The 16,736-nt window shown below is 52.4% G+C and carries 15 protein-coding genes and 1 tRNA gene; 14 read left to right on the forward strand and 2 right to left on the reverse strand.

The genetic code is table 11. The features are described 5' to 3' along the window. Positions 1 to 85: 85 nt before the first annotated feature. The 11 genes from hisF to C4S74_RS25785 all read left to right on the forward strand — a co-directional run bounded on the left by hisF (position 86) and on the right by C4S74_RS25785 (position 12,160). Entirely contained in the window at positions 86 to 844 is a 759-nt protein-coding gene (gene hisF / locus C4S74_RS25735; RefSeq protein ID WP_103998138.1) for an imidazole glycerol phosphate synthase subunit HisF, read from the forward strand. Then, positions 841 to 1,518: a bifunctional phosphoribosyl-AMP cyclohydrolase/phosphoribosyl-ATP diphosphatase HisIE gene (gene hisIE, locus C4S74_RS25740; protein WP_103998139.1), complete on the forward strand. Its 678-nt coding sequence runs from the start codon at positions 841 to 843 to the stop codon at positions 1,516 to 1,518. The genes hisF and hisIE overlap by 4 nt, the downstream gene beginning before the upstream one ends. A gap of 319 nt (positions 1,519 to 1,837) precedes the next feature. Continuing rightward, positions 1,838 to 2,788, forward strand: a complete 951-nt coding sequence (locus C4S74_RS25745; RefSeq protein WP_009676852.1) for a ribose-phosphate pyrophosphokinase — start codon at positions 1,838 to 1,840, stop codon at positions 2,786 to 2,788. 72 nt (positions 2,789 to 2,860) lie between these two features. Beyond that, positions 2,861 to 4,612, forward strand: a complete 1,752-nt coding sequence (locus C4S74_RS25750) for a tetratricopeptide repeat protein (RefSeq protein ID WP_103998140.1) — start codon at positions 2,861 to 2,863, stop codon at positions 4,610 to 4,612. A 131-nt stretch (positions 4,613 to 4,743) separates the two neighbouring features. Then, on the forward strand, positions 4,744 to 5,691 hold the full coding sequence (gene trxB, locus C4S74_RS25755) for a thioredoxin-disulfide reductase (RefSeq protein ID WP_103998141.1): 948 nt from the start codon (positions 4,744 to 4,746) through the stop codon (positions 5,689 to 5,691). Between the two features lie 172 nt (positions 5,692 to 5,863). Beyond that, the gene (locus tag C4S74_RS25760; protein ID WP_103998142.1) at positions 5,864 to 6,811 is read left to right on the forward strand and encodes an ROK family glucokinase; all 948 of its coding nucleotides are present in this window, start codon (positions 5,864 to 5,866) and stop codon (positions 6,809 to 6,811) included. Positions 6,812 to 6,878: 67 nt separating this feature from the next. Next, complete coding sequence (gene rapZ / locus C4S74_RS25765; protein WP_009676833.1) at positions 6,879 to 7,766, forward strand: RNase adapter RapZ; 888 nt, start codon at positions 6,879 to 6,881, stop codon at positions 7,764 to 7,766. 12 nt (positions 7,767 to 7,778) lie between these two features. Next, positions 7,779 to 8,765, forward strand: coding sequence for a YvcK family protein (yvcK, locus tag C4S74_RS25770; RefSeq protein WP_103998143.1), 987 nt, complete (start codon positions 7,779 to 7,781; stop codon positions 8,763 to 8,765). Positions 8,766 to 8,771: 6 nt separating this feature from the next. Next, positions 8,772 to 9,713 (forward strand): DNA-binding protein WhiA, encoded by a 942-nt coding sequence (gene whiA, locus C4S74_RS25775; RefSeq protein ID WP_103998144.1) that lies wholly within the window; start codon positions 8,772 to 8,774, stop codon positions 9,711 to 9,713. Between the two features lie 269 nt (positions 9,714 to 9,982). After that, positions 9,983 to 10,252: an HPr family phosphocarrier protein gene (locus C4S74_RS25780; RefSeq protein WP_103998145.1), complete on the forward strand. Its 270-nt coding sequence runs from the start codon at positions 9,983 to 9,985 to the stop codon at positions 10,250 to 10,252. 150 nt (positions 10,253 to 10,402) lie between these two features. Beyond that, the gene (locus C4S74_RS25785; RefSeq protein WP_103998146.1) at positions 10,403 to 12,160 is read left to right on the forward strand and encodes a copper amine oxidase N-terminal domain-containing protein; all 1,758 of its coding nucleotides are present in this window, start codon (positions 10,403 to 10,405) and stop codon (positions 12,158 to 12,160) included. Between the two features lie 87 nt (positions 12,161 to 12,247). Here the strand turns inward: C4S74_RS25785 and clpP are convergent, their stop codons facing one another. Beyond that, positions 12,248 to 12,850: an ATP-dependent Clp endopeptidase proteolytic subunit ClpP gene (gene clpP, locus C4S74_RS25790; protein ID WP_009676841.1), complete on the reverse strand. Its 603-nt coding sequence runs from the start codon at positions 12,848 to 12,850 to the stop codon at positions 12,248 to 12,250. A gap of 352 nt (positions 12,851 to 13,202) precedes the next feature. Here clpP and C4S74_RS25800 point away from each other — a divergent pair, with 352 nt between their 5' ends. Further along, entirely contained in the window at positions 13,203 to 13,853 is a 651-nt protein-coding gene (locus C4S74_RS25800) for a DedA family protein (RefSeq protein WP_103998148.1), read from the forward strand. A 71-nt stretch (positions 13,854 to 13,924) separates the two neighbouring features. Here the strand turns inward: C4S74_RS25800 and C4S74_RS25805 are convergent. Continuing rightward, positions 13,925 to 13,996 (reverse strand) — tRNA-Arg (locus C4S74_RS25805). A gap of 241 nt (positions 13,997 to 14,237) precedes the next feature. On the opposite strand from C4S74_RS25805, the gene C4S74_RS25810 reads away from it, so the two are divergent. Both C4S74_RS25810 and gap read left to right on the forward strand, forming a co-directional pair. Then, positions 14,238 to 15,266, forward strand: coding sequence for a sugar-binding transcriptional regulator (locus C4S74_RS25810; RefSeq protein WP_103998149.1), 1,029 nt, complete (start codon positions 14,238 to 14,240; stop codon positions 15,264 to 15,266). A 51-nt stretch (positions 15,267 to 15,317) separates the two neighbouring features. Then, a complete protein-coding gene (gene gap, locus C4S74_RS25815) occupies positions 15,318 to 16,322 on the forward strand; it encodes a type I glyceraldehyde-3-phosphate dehydrogenase (RefSeq protein ID WP_103998150.1) in 1,005 nt (334 codons plus the stop codon). Positions 16,323 to 16,736 lie beyond the last annotated feature (414 nt).

The raw sequence follows: 16,736 nt of genomic DNA on the forward strand, positions 1-16,736 counted from the left end.
AGACACAGCAGCGTATTTAAAGCATACATTCACGCATCAAGATGTTCCGAGATAAAGTGGTACAGAGTTGAAGGGGGAAGTCAGAATGCTGGCTAAACGGATTATTCCCTGTCTGGACGTGAAGGACGGCCGGGTCGTCAAGGGTGTAAATTTCGTGAATTTGAGAGACGCGGGCGATCCGGTCGAGCTTGCTTCCATTTATGACCGCGAAGGCGCCGACGAGCTCGTATTCCTGGACATATCGGCTTCGGTTGAAGGCCGGGCGACGATGGTGGAGGTCGTGAAGAAAACGGCAGGCGAAATCACGATTCCGTTCACGGTCGGCGGAGGAATTTCGACTACCGATGATATGAAGCGTCTGCTCCGTGCCGGCGCCGATAAAATCGGCATCAACACGGCGGCGGTCAAGAATCCGCAGCTTGTATCGGACGGAGCCCGTAAATTCGGGTCCCAGTGTATCGTCGTCGCCATCGACGCCAAGTTCAACCCGGCCTGGGGCGAATGGGAAGTCTATACGCACGGGGGCCGGACGGCTTCCGGCATCCGGGCTGTCGAGTGGGCGAAGCGGATGGAGACGGCGGGCGCCGGCGAACTGCTTCTTACCAGCATGGATGCGGACGGAACGAAGGACGGATTCGATCTGGCTTTGACCAAAGCGGTTTCCGGATTTGTCGGAATCCCCGTCATCGCGTCCGGCGGTGCCGGAAACGAAGAACATTTCCACGAAGTGTTCACCGAAGGCCGCGCCGATGCGGGCCTGGCCGCGACGATCTTTCATTATAAAGAACTGACGGTGCAGGGCGTCAAAGAGAGCTTGAAGAAAAAAGGAGTGGAGATTCGATGACAGGCACACAACTGGACAGCATCCGCTACGATTCGCAGGGTCTCGTTCCCGCTATTGTGCAGGATGCCGTCAGCAAAGACGTTCTGATGCTGGCTTATATGAATAAAGAATCGCTTGAAAAAACGGTAGCCACCGGCACGACCTGGTTCTGGAGCCGCTCACGCCAGGAGCTTTGGAACAAGGGGGCGACCTCGGGGCACACGCAGCGCGTGGTTTCGCTCCGCTATGACTGCGATGCGGACACGCTTCTGGTGCTGGCGGAACAGACCGGACCCGCTTGCCACACCGGATCATACACCTGCTTCGGCAGCGAAATTCCGGTGAATGGCGCAGATTCCGTTGCAGCGGCGGAGCCGGCAGCCGTGCCTGCTTCCGCCGACCGTTTCGGCATTTTGTCGAGGCTGGAGTCCGTTATCGCTTCCCGCGAAGCGGAAAGACCGGAAGGCGCCTACACGACCTATTTGTTCGAGAAGGGAATCGACAAAATTCTCAAAAAAGTAGGCGAGGAAACGGCGGAAGTGATTATCGCGGCCAAAAACAGAGACCACGACGAGCTCCGGTACGAGACGAGCGATCTTATTTTCCATCTGATGGTTCTTATGCGCGAGTCCAAGCTTCCGCTTGACGATGTCATGGCAGAGCTGGAACGGCGCCACATCAGCAAAGCCAAGTAAAGGAAATCGGTATCCGGCTCTGAAGGCAAATATGCCAGCTAGAGGAACGGGTACCGATTTTTGTTTCCGAAGTTCATAAACTAGCCACAATTACCTCGATTTGGCGTCCTCAGTGCTTTTTCATTTCGACAAGTTTCATGTATAATGGTGGGGTAGGAGAATGTCCCTGGTACTAGACACTAGACAGAGGGGGCATCTTTTTTCTGGCTTACACGCTAAAAAGCGCTTTCGTATGAAAACGTATGCGAAGCGTTCTATACAGAAGTTTGACCCGTCTGCAGTCCCAATAATCAAAAACATTTCGGAGGTAACCATAACCATGGATCTCAACAACATTAAAATTTTCTCCGGCTCTTCCAACCCGAAGCTGGCACAGAGCATTTGCGACGATCTGGGCGTTCCGCTCGGTAAAATCAAGCTGTCTCGCTTCAAAAGCGGGGAAATTTATTGTTTGTATGAAGAAGGTGTCCGTAACTGCGATGTATTTTTAGTACAAACGTTTTCCCATCCGATCAATGAACACCTTATGGAACTATTGGTTATGATGGATGCGGCCAAGCGTGCATCCGCCCGCACGATCAACTTGATCCTGCCTTACTATGGTTACTCCCGCCAAGAGAGAAAAGCCGCGCCGCGCGAACCGATTTCCGCGAAACTTGTCGCCGATCTGGTCAGTGCCGCAGGAGCGAACCGCGTCATCACCATCGACCTGCACGCACCGGCGATCCAAGGATTCTTCGACATCCCGGTCGATCACTTGACCGCGCTTGATCTTATCAGCGACTACATCACGAAGAAAAACATCGTCGATCCGGTCATCGTATCTCCGGATGCCGGCCGCGCTACGACGGCCGAGCGCCTTGCCAACATTCTCGATGCACCGTTCGCGATGATGTTCAAGAAACGCCCGGCTCACAACGAAGCGGTCGTTACTCACGTGATCGGGGACGTTAAAGGCCGTACGCCGATCATCATCGAGGATCTGATCGACACCGGCACGACGATCGTGAACGTCGTGGAAGGACTGAAGGAGCGCGGAGCGAACGATATCTACGTTTGCGCCACTCACGCGGTATTCTCGGGCCCGGCCCTCCAGCGTCTGGATCACCCGAATATCCGGGAAGTCGTGATCACCGATTCCCTGGCGATTCCGGACGATCACGCGGAACGCTTCAAGGTGCTTTCCGTCGCTCCGCTGCTCTCGCATGCGGTTCGCATCGTCAGTGACGGCGGCTCTCTCTCTTCGCTGTTCAAATACGGCGGCGTTTAAATCGTGTTTTTGAAACCTCGGGGACTGTGCTATACTTGATCATAGATCTCAAAGTACCGGAGGTGCCTAGTCATGGAAAAGAAAAAGCGTGTCTCCGTAAAGCCGGAACCGAAAATTATCCCAATCAGCATGGATGCCACGTTCTTTTTTGAAAGAGCGGTTCAATCGCTCGATCGTTTCCATTACGATAAGGCGTTGAAATATTTCCGGCGAGCGGTAGAATACGAATACGATAACCCGGTGAACCACTGCAACCTTGCAGGGGTTCTCTCCGAATTGGGCAAGTACGAGGAATCCAACGACATCTTGAAAGATGTTCTTGAACGGATCGATCCCTCGATGACCGAATGCCATTTCTATATGGCGAACAATTACGCCAACATGGACCAGTACGAACAGGCGGAGAGCGCTCTTGTCCGTTACCTGGAGAATGATACAAACGGACATTATCTGGAAGAAGCCGAGGAAATGCTTGATTTCCTAAGCTACGAGCTGGAGCGTCCGGCCAAGCTTAAAACCATCAAGTCCCGCGAGGGCTTGTATGAGCATGATCAGGCGCGTCTGCTTCTGGAAGAAGGCAAGTTCGCGGAAGCCGTACGCCTTCTGGAAGATATCGTCGAAGAGCACGGGGACTTTTTGGCGGCCCGTAATAATCTGGCGCTGGCTTATTATTACACCGGTCATTTTCAGAAATCGCTGGATGCCATTGTCGAAGTGCTGAACATAGATCCCGGCAACCTTCATGCGCTGTGCAATATGGCGATTTTCTACCAGCATCTCGGACGCAAGGAAGAACTTGCCGAACTGATGGAAACTTTGCGCAAAACGTATCCTTTCCAGCAGGAACATGTCTTCAAACTTGCGACCACGATGGGAATTCTGGGTGATCATGAGAAAGCCTACCAGCTTTTCAGGAGAATCTCCCGCTCCAACGACAGCGGTCTGGATCCGTGCGTTTATCATTATGCGGCCGTGGCCGCTTGCAATATCGGCAGATTTCAGGAGGCGCGCGTTCTCTGGAACCAGGTGGATAAGCTGGAGAACGGGTCGGAAATCGCCCGCTTTTATCTGGAGCAGCTGAACCGGCGTTCCGACGAGCGCCCGCTTTCGCTCAGCTATCACTATAACCTTCCGTTCGAGGAGCAGTTCCGTCAATTGGAACAGTCGCCCGAATCGATCCCGGACCAGATTGCCAAGGACCCGCTTGTCCGCAGCTCTTTCTTCTGGGCGCTCCGCCACGGAGATGTGGAAACGAAGCTTCAGGTGCTTCAGACGTTCGTCTATATCGGCGACAATGAAGTGAAAGAGGCGCTCATCGAGTTTATCGGTGATTCCAAAGAGGACGACTATCTGAAAAAGGTAGCTATCTTCGTATTGCGGACCATCGGAGTCGAAGAACCGTTGAAAGCTCATTTGGACGGAACGCTGAAAACCGTGGAAAACTCCGTGCATACGACCGATCTACCGAAATGGGAGCCTAAATGGCAGACCGTAATGGAGACGGCTCACCGGCATATGCACCAGCGGTACGACATGATCCAGCAGCATGACCTGCAGACACTGTGGGTAGAATATTTGAGCAGGGTGTATCCGAGCGTACCGAGGATCACGAAAGTGGAGGGCTGGTCGGCCGCCCTCGAATACCTGGTCGCCAAAATGCACCGCAGGTCGATTTCCTATCACGAGGTAGCCAGCCGCTACCATACGACCGTTTCGACCGTAAGCAAGAATGTGAAGCTGATAGACGAAGCATGCGGGCTTAAGGAGAAGATGGATGCGATTCTGCCGAAGCTCTGGAACGTGGAAAAGAAGGGCCGGGATTAATCACACTTGCAAATTAGAATAATTTTAATTAGAATTATTTTAAATAGAGAATGATTGCAGGCAGTGATGATTGAACACTCACCCGCGATCATACGAATTCTGATTTGTTCCCAAGAAGGAGAGGTCGATCCATGTATAAAACAATTGTGGTAGGAACCGGGCCATCCGGATTAACAGCAGCCATCTATCTGGCACGCGCCAATCTCAACCCTCTGGTTATTGAAGGTCCGGAACCTGGCGGACAGCTGACGACAACGACCGAGGTAGAAAACTTCCCGGGCTTCCCGGAAGGGATCATGGGTCCGGAACTTATGGCCAACATGCGCAAGCAGGCCGAACGTTTCGGCGCCGAGTTCAAAACCGGCTGGGTCAACAGCGTAGAGCTTACGGAGCGTCCGTTCAAGCTTAATGTAGAAGGTCTTGGCGAGATCGAGACGGAATCTCTGATCATCTCCACAGGCGCCTCCGCCAAGCTGCTCGGCATTACGAACGAGCGCGAGAATATCGGACGCGGTGTGAGCACTTGCGCCACTTGCGACGGATTCTTCTTCCGCGGCAAGAAAATCATCGTAGTCGGCGGCGGCGACTCCGCAATGGAAGAAGCGAACTTCCTTACACGTTTCGCTTCCGAAGTTCGTCTCGTACACCGCAGAAGCGAACTCCGCGCTTCCAAGATCATGCAGGATCGTGCGCGTGAGAACGAGAAAATCACGTGGAGCCTGAACTCCACTCCGCTTGAAGTCGTTGCGGGAGACAAAGGCGTAACCGGCCTTAAAGTTCTCAACAACGAAACCGGATCCGAAGAAATTCTTGAGACCGACGGTATTTTCGTGGCGATTGGACATACTCCGAACACGAAATTCCTCGGCGGACAGATCACGACCGACGAAACGGGTTACATTCTCGTTAAACCGGGAACTACGGAAACCAACATCCCTGGCGTGTTCGCATGCGGAGACGTTCAGGATTTGAAATACCGTCAAGCCATTACGGCGGCGGGAAGCGGCTGTATGGCGGCTTTGGACTGCGAGAAGTTCCTTGAAGGCAACATGGTTCACGATTGGAGCAAGTCCCTGTAATACGGATTATTAGACTCATACGAAAAGGCGTGGAACGGCGTATACCCTTCCACGTTTTTTCAATTTGCCGTCCTTGACCTTCCTAGGGGGTTCGCTTATAGTGGGTACAGGAGCAACACCCATCGCGAAAGACTTGGAAATAACTTAACTCTTCACTGAGGTGACATTTAGCATGACACAACGGATTTATGTCGGAGTGGACTTAGGGGGCACCAGTATCAAGGTAGGCCTCTGCGACGAAGAAGGAAAATTGATTCAGACTTACGAAGGTCCTACCGGAACCGAGCACGGTCCCGATTTTGTGCTTGACCGTATTGTCGAGTACGTCCACAGGATCGTAGACGAATCGCCATACGAATGGGAACAAGTAGCGGGGATCGGAGCCGGAATCGCTGGCTTTATGGACATTCCGACAGGCTTTGTGGAATTGTCGCCTAATCTGGGCTGGCGCAATGTCGCAGTCAAGAAGACGCTTGAGGAGAAGCTTGGCAAAACCGTAAAAATCGACAATGACGCCAATGTCGCGGCGCTTGGAGAAGCGTGGGGCGGGGCCGGACGGGGCATCCCGAACCTGGTCTGCTATACGCTTGGAACCGGCGTGGGCGGCGGCCTTATTATAAACGGAAAAATTTATCAGGGCTTCAACGGGATGGCAGGAGAGCTCGGCCATATGTCCGTCGTTCCCGATATTGAAGCGATTGCCTGCAACTGCGGACAATCCGGATGCCTGGAAACGGTCTCTTCAGCGACGGGTATCGTCAGAATGGCCAACGATGCCAAAGAACGCGGCGACCGTACGAGCCTTGCGCTGATCGAGAAGATTACGGCGAAAGACGTATTCGATGCGGCCAAATCGGGAGACGAGGTAGCCGTGCGCATCGTGAACCGTGCCGCTTATTATATCGGCAAGTCCATGGCGGCTGTAGCGGTAACGGTTAATCCGCAGCGGTTCATTATCGGCGGCGGCGTATCGAAAGCGGGAGAAATCCTGTTCAATCCGATCCGTGAGACCTTCCGCAAGCTGACTCCGGAACGCGCCTATACCGGTGTTGAAATTGTGCCGGCCACGCTGGGCAACGATGCCGGCATCGTAGGGGCGGCCGGCTTAAACCTTCATTAGCAACCAAAGCTTACAATGCGGCTTCCACCCGGAAGGGTACCCTATAACGGATGAGGAAGGTGAACTCATGGAAGAAAGCAAAGCTGCGGCCAAGCTTGTCATTATTACCGGCATGTCCGGTGCAGGGAAAACAATTGCCGTACAAAGTCTTGAGGATCTCGGATTTTTCTGTGTGGACAACTTGCCGCCGGTCTTGATTCCGAAATTCGCGGAATTAATCGAGCAGTCCCACGGCAAAATCGGCAAGGTGGCGTTGGTGATCGACCTCCGCGGCCGGGAATTTTTCACGGCGCTGCAGGAATCGCTGCGCTCTATCAAGGAAGATTACACATTGACGTACGAGATTTTATTTCTCGACGCAACGGATTCCACGCTGGTTCAGCGTTACAAAGAAAGCAGGCGCCGTCATCCGCTTGCTCCCAACGATGCGCCGCTGGAAGGCATTCTGCTGGAGCGCAAGCTGCTGGAAGAATTAAAGGGCCACGCTTCGCAGGTTATCGATACAAGCGCGCTGAAGCCGGCGCAGCTCAAACAAAAAATCGCCTCCCGCTTCACCAATATGGGTAGCGGCGGCATATCTATAAATGTCATCTCTTTCGGCTTTAAATACGGCATCCCGATTGATGCCGATCTTATTTTTGACGTACGCTTCCTGCCGAATCCTCATTATGTGGAGACGCTTCGCCCGAATACGGGGCAGGATGCGGATGTATACGACTACGTGATGAAGTGGAACGAGACGCAGGAGTTTCTGACGAAACTGCTCGATATGCTTCACTTTCTTGTTCCTCAGTACAAAAAAGAAGGCAAAAGCCAGGTTGTCGTAGGCATCGGTTGTACGGGCGGCAAGCATCGGTCCGTGGCTATTGCCGAGTATTTGGGCAAGGTTATGGGAAACAGCGAGACGGAGATCGTCAGAGTCAATCATCGAGATGCGGAACGGGACCGACCATAAGAGGGTGAAACCATGTCTAAAGTTTACCGCCCTGCCGATATGCCCCGGATAGTCGTCATAGGGGGCGGAACAGGATTGTCCGTCATGCTCCGGGGGTTGAAACAGAAGCCGCTGGATATCACGGCTATCGTGACGGTAGCCGACGACGGAGGCAGCTCCGGCATTTTGCGCTCCGAGCTGCAAATCCCTCCGCCGGGTGACATCCGCAACGTGCTTACGGCACTGGCGGATGTGGAGCCGCTGCTTTCCGAGATGCTGCAGTACCGGTTTCCGGCAGGAACCGGACTCGCGGGCCACAGTCTCGGAAACCTGATTCTCGCGGCAATGAAGGACATCACCGGTGATTTCGTCACCGGTATCCGCGAGATGAGCCGCGTGTTCGCGGTACGCGGCCGTGTGCTGCCCGCCTCCAGGCAGGAGCTTTATTTACGGGCGCTGATGGAGGACGGCACGATCGTGGAAGGGGAGTCGAAGATTCCCCAAGCCGGAGGGCGCATCAAGCGGGTTATGCTGGAGCCGGCGGACATCGAGCCGCTGGAGGAAGCGATTGAGGCCATCCGCGATGCGGATGCCATCCTGTGCGGCCCCGGAAGCTTGTATACGAGCATCCTTCCCAATCTGCTCGTGCCGGGAATAGCGGAAGAGATTCTTAAATCCGATGCGGTCAAAATGTTCATCTGCAACGTGATGACCCAACCGGGCGAGACGGACGATTACTCCGTCGGAGATCATTTGACGGCCATTCATAACCATATAGGCCATCATTTGTTTGATTATGTCATCGTAAACAACGGGGAGATCCCTCCCCAGGTACAGAATAAATATGCCGAGAAAGGCGCCAAAGCCGTCCATCTGGACCTCGATGAGGTGACGAAGCGCGGATACCGCGTCATCGCCGACAAGCTGGTGCTTTTCCGGACCTATCTGCGCCACGATGCGGATAAATTAAGCGAGCATATCTATCAGATCGTGGAGAGCTGGATGCTCAGGAAGAGGTGAGTCCCCATGTCTTTTGCGGCGCAAACGAAGAAGGAATTGACCCTAATCGAAGCGGAGGATTGCTGCGAGAAGGCCGAATTGTCGGCTCTTATCCGCATGAACGGTTCCGTCCAGCTGACGAATCAGCGCGTCGTTCTTGATATTTCAACGGAAAACGCCGCTATTGCCAGGAGGATTTACTCTTTGCTTAAAAAGCGGTATGAGCTTCATACCGAGCTGCTCGTCCGTAAGAAAATGCGTCTTAAGAAGAATAACGTCTATATCGTCCGCGTGCCGAACCAGGTACAAGAGCTGCTTTCCGACCTTCACATCGTGTCGGAAGGCTTTCAATTTACTCCGGGCATAGATAAAAGCATCGTAAAAACAAACTGCTGCCGGCGGGCCTACCTCCGGGGGGCTTTCCTTGCGGGAGGCTCCGTCAATAATCCGGAGGGGTCTTCATATCATCTCGAAATTGCCTCCATGTATGAAGAGCACTGCCAGTCGTTGTGTCAGCTGGCCAACCGCTTCGATCTGAACGCCCGTTGCATTGAGCGCAAGAAAGGGTTCGTGTTCTACATCAAGGAAGGCGAGCGGATTATTGAATTTCTCAGCATTATTGGCGCACACCAGGCCCTGTTGCGTTTCGAAGATGTCCGGATCATGAAGGATATGCGAAATTCGGTAAACCGTATCGTAAACTGCGAAACGGCGAATCTTAATAAAACGATCGGAGCGGCTGTCCGGCAGATCGATAACATCCGTCTTATCGATCGGGAAGTCGGCCTGGACAGCCTTCCGGAAAAACTCCGCGAAGTCGCGGAAATTCGTATGAAGCACCCCGACTTGAACCTCAAAGAGGTCGGGGACATGCTGAAGGGAAGCGTCAGCAAGTCGGGTGTCAATCATCGTCTGCGCAAAATAGACGAACTGGCCGACAAAATTCGCAACGGCGCAGCCATCCGTTAGACCTATACGGGAACTTTTTCCTAGAGTATTTCGACTTAAAATGGTATAATATGAAGCAGATTACGCATTTTACGGCACTCGCGGTTCTTGAACGGACAAGCGCAGCCCGGTGCCAGGTCCCCGTTCGATGAACATCCAACATGAATTGGATAGAAATCATCATGCCTGATGCTTAACCGACATAAGTTACACGTAAGGGGAACCTCCGAGCGATATTGCCGGGGATGCATTATAGACTGCAAATTAAGAACGTAGGGGGAATCCAATCCATGTCGAGACGCCCAGTAGTGGTGAAATTGAAAACCGGCCTTCACGCTAGACCCGCTGCTTTATTTGTCCAGGAAGCCAATAAATTTTCGTCCGAGATTTTTGTAGAGAAGGACGAGAAGAAGGTAAACGCCAAGAGCATTATGGGAATTATGAGCCTCGCGATCAGCACAGGAACTGAAATTTACATAAGTGCAGAAGGTTCGGACGCTGAACAGGCTGTAAACGCTTTAGTCGCACTGGTCAGCAAAGAAGAACTTGAAAATCAGTAAGAACGAAGGCTTCCTGCCAAGGGAGCTTTTTATTTTTGGTCAAACAGAAACCTTTTCCAGCAAAAAACGTCTAAAGATTGGGCGATTTTTCGGGAGAAGGCTTTTTTGTCATGTCGTTTTTTAGAAAAAGGAAGGAAAAGGAGTAGGAGCATGATTCAATGGAAGAAAGAGGTTTCGCTTCTGATGGCGCTGGTGCTGTTCGCAGTTTTCCTGATGCCGATTCAGGCGCGCGCAATCTCGTCCTCATCGCAGTTAATTGTTTTGTACCTGGACAACAAGCAGGCGTTCGTCAATGAAGATCAAGTGGAGCTGGAATCGGCGGCCACCATCATCAAGGACAAAACATTCGTTCCGGCTAAATTTATCGGTGACAGTCTGGGGTTCCCCGTTACGTGGGACAATGCCGCCAGAACGATCACGATGCAGCCTCCGGGCTATAACATCGTTTTAAGCAGCGATCTGAAAAAAGCCTACATCAACGGCGAAGAAGTACCGTTCGATTCGGTTGCGGCGATCGTAAAGGGCAAGCTGCTCGTCAAACTGACTTGGGTTGCGGATTATATGGGCGCCAAGTATACGTATTACCACGAATCGCGCAAAGTGGAAATCATCTATGTTCCCAAGCCGGAAGGCATTTACGACAACGGAGCGAACAATTCGAATCCCGTTGCCAAGTTTACGACTCACAAAGAGAAATACCGCCTCGGCGAGACCGTCAAGTACATCGACCTCTGCTACGATCCGGATGCGGAAGGCATGGCGAAGTACGAATGGACAGGCAAGCAGGACGCGTTCTTCAAGCCGGGTTCCTATCCGGTTAGCCTTAAAGTCTACGACAGGCACGGACATGTGAGTAAAGTCTTCACTAAAAACGTTATCGTCGAAGATATCCCGTATGTATCGGAAGCCGAATATCCGGTTTATCACAATGAGATCGGCAGCTTCTACAAACTGAGCTGGGATACGCTGACTTCCCACTTCTACAACTTGCCGATGCTTCCGAAAGAAACGACCAACGTACCGGGCCGCAAGCTGCTTGTCAGCGACAGCCCCGAAGAATTTACGGAGCCGGGCATCCTGTATCAGGACATGATTAACGGCAAGGGCCGTTTGTATGCGGACCACATCAACGGAACGAAGAACAAAGTAACGTTCGCCATTATGGCAACGAACACGACGGATAAGCCCGTCACGGTCAAAACGACCAACAAAGGCGAGGTATGGCCTTCCGTATATGCGAACCTGATCGGCAGTGAGGCTTCCGTAGACTTCCTGCTGGGCAATACATATAACGAGAAGCTGACGATTCCGCCGCACGATACACTGGTTTACCGCCAGCTTCCGGATTTCTATCCCGGCCAGGGCGTAAACCTGTTCTATGATCTGGAAACTTCCGGTGAAGTCCAGTTTTCTTTCCTGGCGGCCGATGAGCTGTCAAGCACGACGCTATCCGAAAGCAAGCTGCTCGGCTTTACAGGGCACGTAAGGGGCTCATTCGATGTTTCCGAGATAAAATGGAATATCGATGCCTCTTCCTTCACCAAAGCGTCCAAGCTGGTCATAGGGGACGGGAAAACCGATCCTTTCGTGGATGGCTACGACGTGATGCGTAAGGAAAATGTGAAAAATGGGGGCAACTACGGCGTTGTCTACAAGATTCACGCGGACAAACCGCGCAAGATGGCTATTATGCTGCTGGCCCGCGGCGGTGTCTTCAAAGGGCCGATCAAGATCAACGGAGAGATCCAATCGATCCCGTATTCCGGCGTCATCACCGCTTTTGACGGCATGCAAATTCTCCACCGCACCACTGGGACGGAGAAGTCGCTCGATATCGAGTTTACGCCTCCGGCCGGTTCGGCTTTCCCGATCGACCTGATTTTCTATCCGCTTGCGGATCTGGACTGACCGGTTCTGTTCTAATTTCGCCCGCACTAAAAAGAAACCCCGGATTACCGACGAAAGTCGATAGTCCGGGGTTTCTTTGTTGGGAAATTAAGCTTCCTTGCCGCCTTCGGTTGTCTTCTCGATGACTTTATCGATAAGACCGTAGGCGCTTGCTTCAGCCGCGCTCATAAAGTAGTCGCGGTCGGTATCTTTATCGATACGTTCCAGCGGCTGGCCTGTACGCTCCGCGAGAATTTTGTTCAGGTTCTCACGCATTTTGAGAATGCGTCTCGCGCGAATTTCGATATCCGTCGCTTGACCCTCCGCGCCGCCGAGCGGCTGGTGAATCATGACCTCGGAGTTCGGCAGGGCGTAACGCTTGCCTTTGGCGCCCGCCGCAAGCAGGAAAGCGCCCATGGAAGCCGCCATCCCTACGCAGATCGTGGAAACGTCGGATTTGATAAACTGCATCGTGTCGTAAATCGCCATTCCAGCTGTGATGGAACCGCCGGGGCTGTTAATGTACAAATGAATATCCTTGTCGGGGTCCTGCGCATCTAGGAACAGCAGTTGGGCGATAATCGCGTTGGCGACCTGATCATTCACCGGGGTACCCAGAAAAATAATACGGTCTTTAAGAAGACGGGAGTAAATATCGTAAGCGCGTTCTCCTCTTGCATCAGGCTCGACAACCATTGGAATAAAACTCATTAATGTTACCTCCTTCGATAATACGCCGCTATAACTGCGTTAATTTTCAGTATCTACAAATATGATAACGAAAAAACGTCAAAAGGTCAAGAAAGGTCAAACTTATTTGGAAAAACCTCTCTCGTTCTTTCCCCTCAAGCGGAACCGGTGAAACATTTTAGGCTCCCGCAAGGCTTCAGTATCAAGGCTGCCCGTAAATCCAGGGGTTAAACCCATAAAATGACAGGGGGTCTGGTTCCTGCCACGACCAAAGTCCAGTTTCGAAACTAAACCGGGGGCCATTATGAAACTCCTCCTTAAAAGGTATACTGGCTAACAAAGAGAGGAAATTAATTGGAATAAGGAGCGGACTATGGAGTGGATTAGTGATCTTTTCGCACAATACGGGTATCTGGTGCTCTTCCTGGGCCTCTTCGCAGAATCGGTGGCCCTGCCTTTTCCCGGGGAACTGGCTATGATGATTTCGGGACATATGGTGCATGTAAACACGTTTAATATGGCTGGTGTTATGGGCGTTTCATTTGCGGGAGCTTTTGCGGGAACCATCTTTACGTATGTGCTCGGACGGAAGTTGGGGACGCCTTTTTTCGATAAGTACGGCAAGTATGTGCTTCTCAATCCGGAGAGACTTTTGAAAATAAAAAAATGGTTCGATAAGTACGGGGACAAAATTATACTCGTCAGTTATTTTGTGCCGGGACTGAGGCACTTTACGGGGTATGTATCGGGGATCTTGAAAATCCGCCTGAAGACCTTCCTGATTTTTAACGGGCTGAGCGGCGTTCTGTGGGTCATTACGTACGTGATGGTAGGTTTCTTGTTCGGTACGAAAATCCAGCAGCTGCTGCATGTGATTTCCCAATACTCGACGATTGCCATTATTGCGGCCGCTATCGCTTTGACGGGTCTGGTTGTTGTAAAAAGGAACAAGGAAACGGTTCTGGGCTGGCTTCGCGCCCGGTATGCGGGGATTCAAAAAATGTTTATGGGCTCGGCGGAGTAGGCAGTATAAGCCGCCGGGTGCAGCAAAAAAAGCTTCTGTCCGAAGACAGAAGCTTTTTGGTGTAAACAGTACGCGCCCGCGAGGAATCGAACCTCGATCTCAGGCTCCGGAGGCCTACGTCATATCCATTGGACCACGGGCGCATGTTTCATTAAGTAACAGCAAAGGTTATTATATGATAGAGGTATAAAAAAAGCAAGTCCTCCGGCTCAGATTTTTTTCGGACGCCCATTTACAAAAATCAAACTTTGCACACATTGATTCTTTTATACGAACTGGGGTATAATGGGGATGTGCAAGGCAAGTTTTTTTTGATCCATGTGGGACTTAAAATGCACTCGCGGGACATTTTGGGTCCCAACACGATCAATAGGAGTGTATGGCATGAGAGATATTCTCGACGTCCAGAAACAGCTCCTGCCGGACTTGCTGGAGGTTCTGAACAAGCGTTACACCGTTCTGCAGCATATTTTTCTGCTCGGAAGCGTGGGACGCAGAACCCTGGCCGGCGCTCTTGATATGACGGAGCGGGTTTTGCGCAGCGAGGTGGAGTTTCTGAAAGGCCAAGGCCTGATTGAAACGGAAACATCGGGCATGCGCATCAGCGAATCGGGCAGGGAACTGCTGGAGAAGCTTCAGCCGCTTATCAAGGAGATGCTCGGGCTTAACGAGCTGGAGAAGCGGATCCGCGACCACTTCCGCCTGGAGCAGGTTGTGGTCGTGCCCGGCGATTCGGATTCTTCGCTGTTTGCGAAGAAGGAGCTGGGCCGGGCGGCCGCGCTGATGCTGCGCAAGCACGTCACGAAGCATGACGTGATCGCGGTTACCGGCGGCTCCACGATGGCCGAAGTGGCGGAGCATCTGTCCACGACGAGCGCCCTCAAGGGCAGCCTGTTCGTTCCGGCCCGCGGAGGGCTTGGCGAAAGCGTGGAGCTGCAGGCGAACATGATCGCCTCCAAGATGGCGAAGAAGACCGGCGGGCAGTACCGCCTCCTGCATGTTCCGGATCATCTCCGCGAGGAGGCCTATCAGTCTTTGATCCAGGAACCGAACATCCAGGAGATGATGGACGTGGTCCGCAGCAGCCGCATCGTCATTCACGGCATTGGAGATGCTATCGTCATGGCGCAGAGGCGCAAGGTAGACTCCGAGACGATAGACAGCCTGCGCGGCGAAGGGGCGCTAGCCGAAGCGTTCGGCTACTATTTTAACCCCGAGGGCAAGGTTGTCCATAAGATGCCGACCGTAGGGCTGCGGCTGGAAGATATCCAGCACTGCGAAGTCGTGATCGGCGTAGCCGGCGGCAAAAGCAAAGGCGCGGCTGTAGCTTCGGTTTTAAAATACGGCCAGGAGGACATCCTGGTGACGGACGAAGCGGCAGCCGTGGAGATGTTAAAGTACACGTTATCTTGACGGGCCACAGGCGCGTCTTGAAATATAAACTTTCTACTGGGAGGAATTACAATGGTAAAAGTGGGTATTAACGGTTTCGGTCGTATCGGACGTAACGTATTCCGCGCCGCTCTGAACAACGCTGAAGTGGAAATCGTAGCAATCAACGATCTGACGGACGTAAGCACGCTTGCGCATCTGCTCAAGTATGACACGACTCACGGCAGACTTAACGCTACGGTTGAAGCCGGCGAAGGCGAGATTAAAGTTAACGGCAAATCCATCAAGGTATTTGCTGAGCGCGACCCTGGAAACCTTCCTTGGGCTGAATACGGCGTTGAAATCGTCGTTGAATCCACAGGTATCTTCACAGACAAAGCAAAAGCCGAGTCTCACCTGAAGGGCGGAGCGAAGAAAGTTATCATTTCCGCACCGGCTACGAACGAAGATATCACAGTTGTTATGGGCGTAAACGAAGAGAAATACGATCCTTCCGCTCATACGGTCATCTCCAACGCTTCTTGTACGACTAACTGTCTTGCTCCTTTCGCTAAAGTATTGGACGAGAAGTTCGGTATCGTAAAAGGCATGATGACAACTGTTCACTCCTATACGAACGACCAGCAAGTGCTTGACCTGCCTCACAAGGATCTTCGCCGCGCTCGTGCGGCAGCCGAGAACATCATTCCTTCCACTACGGGTGCAGCTAAAGCCGTTTCCCTGGTTCTGCCGCAGCTTAAAGGCAAACTGAACGGTATGGCTATGCGCGTTCCGACTCCAAACGTTTCCGTAACGGATCTGGTTGTCGAGCTGAACGCTAACGTAACCGTTGACGATGTGAACAATGCTCTTAAAGAAGCTGCCGACGGTCCGCTTAAAGGCATCTTGAACTACTCCGACGAGCCGCTTGTATCGAGCGACTACAACGGTGACCCTGCTTCCTCCACAATCGACTCTCTGTCGACTATGGTAGTAGGCGACAACATGGTGAAAGTCGTTTCCTGGTATGACAACGAGTGGGGCTACTCCAACCGTGTCGTTGACCTGGCCGCTTTCATCGCTAAAAAAGGTCTGTAATCCTAAAATAAGCCATGCAAGAAGAGGAGAAGAAATTCTCCTCTTCCCATTGCTTATCGGGGCATGAATTTTACATATATATGAAGCCCCAGGGGATATCCGAAGCTTTCCTCAGGAAAGCCTGGCCCCAAAGGTCTTGCGAAGAAGGTTTTCCTGAACGAAAGCTTTTCCGTTTCGACCGCCGGTTTTTGCCGGCGCGCTCTTATGCGGTTCCGGTTATCCATGCGGAGAGCCCGGGTCCGCTGTACGCTCGCCGTCCTTTCCGTAGAGGGAAAGGCCCGGCTTAAGTTTACGACACAGCTCTACTGGAAGTTCAGCCAATGCTTACGATGCCAGCTTTCCTTCGGAAAGCTCTCAGCTAATGCTTACGATGCCAGCTTTCCTTCGGAAAGCTCTCAGCTAATGCTTACGATG

It is taken from the genome of Paenibacillus sp. UNC499MF, assembly GCF_900107975.1.
Taxonomy (GTDB): Bacteria; Bacillota; Bacilli; order Paenibacillales; family NBRC-103111; genus Paenibacillus_F.

Bases quoted from the DNA above. Each gene is read 5' to 3' on its own strand.
- hisF (WP_103998138.1), top strand. From the start codon at position 86: ATGCTGGCTAAACGGATTATTCCCTGTCTGGACGTGAAGGACGGCCGG.
- hisIE (WP_103998139.1), top strand. From the start codon at position 841: ATGACAGGCACACAACTGGACAGCATCCGCTACGATTCGCAGGGTCTC.
- C4S74_RS25745 (WP_009676852.1), top strand. From the start codon at position 1,838: ATGGATCTCAACAACATTAAAATTTTCTCCGGCTCTTCCAACCCGAAG.
- C4S74_RS25750 (WP_103998140.1), top strand. From the start codon at position 2,861: ATGGAAAAGAAAAAGCGTGTCTCCGTAAAGCCGGAACCGAAAATTATC.
- trxB (WP_103998141.1), top strand. From the start codon at position 4,744: ATGTATAAAACAATTGTGGTAGGAACCGGGCCATCCGGATTAACAGCA.
- C4S74_RS25760 (WP_103998142.1), top strand. From the start codon at position 5,864: ATGACACAACGGATTTATGTCGGAGTGGACTTAGGGGGCACCAGTATC.
- rapZ (WP_009676833.1), top strand. From the start codon at position 6,879: ATGGAAGAAAGCAAAGCTGCGGCCAAGCTTGTCATTATTACCGGCATG.
- yvcK (WP_103998143.1), top strand. From the start codon at position 7,779: ATGTCTAAAGTTTACCGCCCTGCCGATATGCCCCGGATAGTCGTCATA.
- whiA (WP_103998144.1), top strand. From the start codon at position 8,772: ATGTCTTTTGCGGCGCAAACGAAGAAGGAATTGACCCTAATCGAAGCG.
- C4S74_RS25780 (WP_103998145.1), top strand. From the start codon at position 9,983: ATGTCGAGACGCCCAGTAGTGGTGAAATTGAAAACCGGCCTTCACGCT.
- C4S74_RS25785 (WP_103998146.1), top strand. From the start codon at position 10,403: ATGATTCAATGGAAGAAAGAGGTTTCGCTTCTGATGGCGCTGGTGCTG.
- clpP (WP_009676841.1), bottom strand. From the start codon at position 12,850: ATGAGTTTTATTCCAATGGTTGTCGAGCCTGATGCAAGAGGAGAACGC.
- C4S74_RS25800 (WP_103998148.1), top strand. From the start codon at position 13,203: ATGGAGTGGATTAGTGATCTTTTCGCACAATACGGGTATCTGGTGCTC.
- C4S74_RS25810 (WP_103998149.1), top strand. From the start codon at position 14,238: ATGAGAGATATTCTCGACGTCCAGAAACAGCTCCTGCCGGACTTGCTG.
- gap (WP_103998150.1), top strand. From the start codon at position 15,318: ATGGTAAAAGTGGGTATTAACGGTTTCGGTCGTATCGGACGTAACGTA.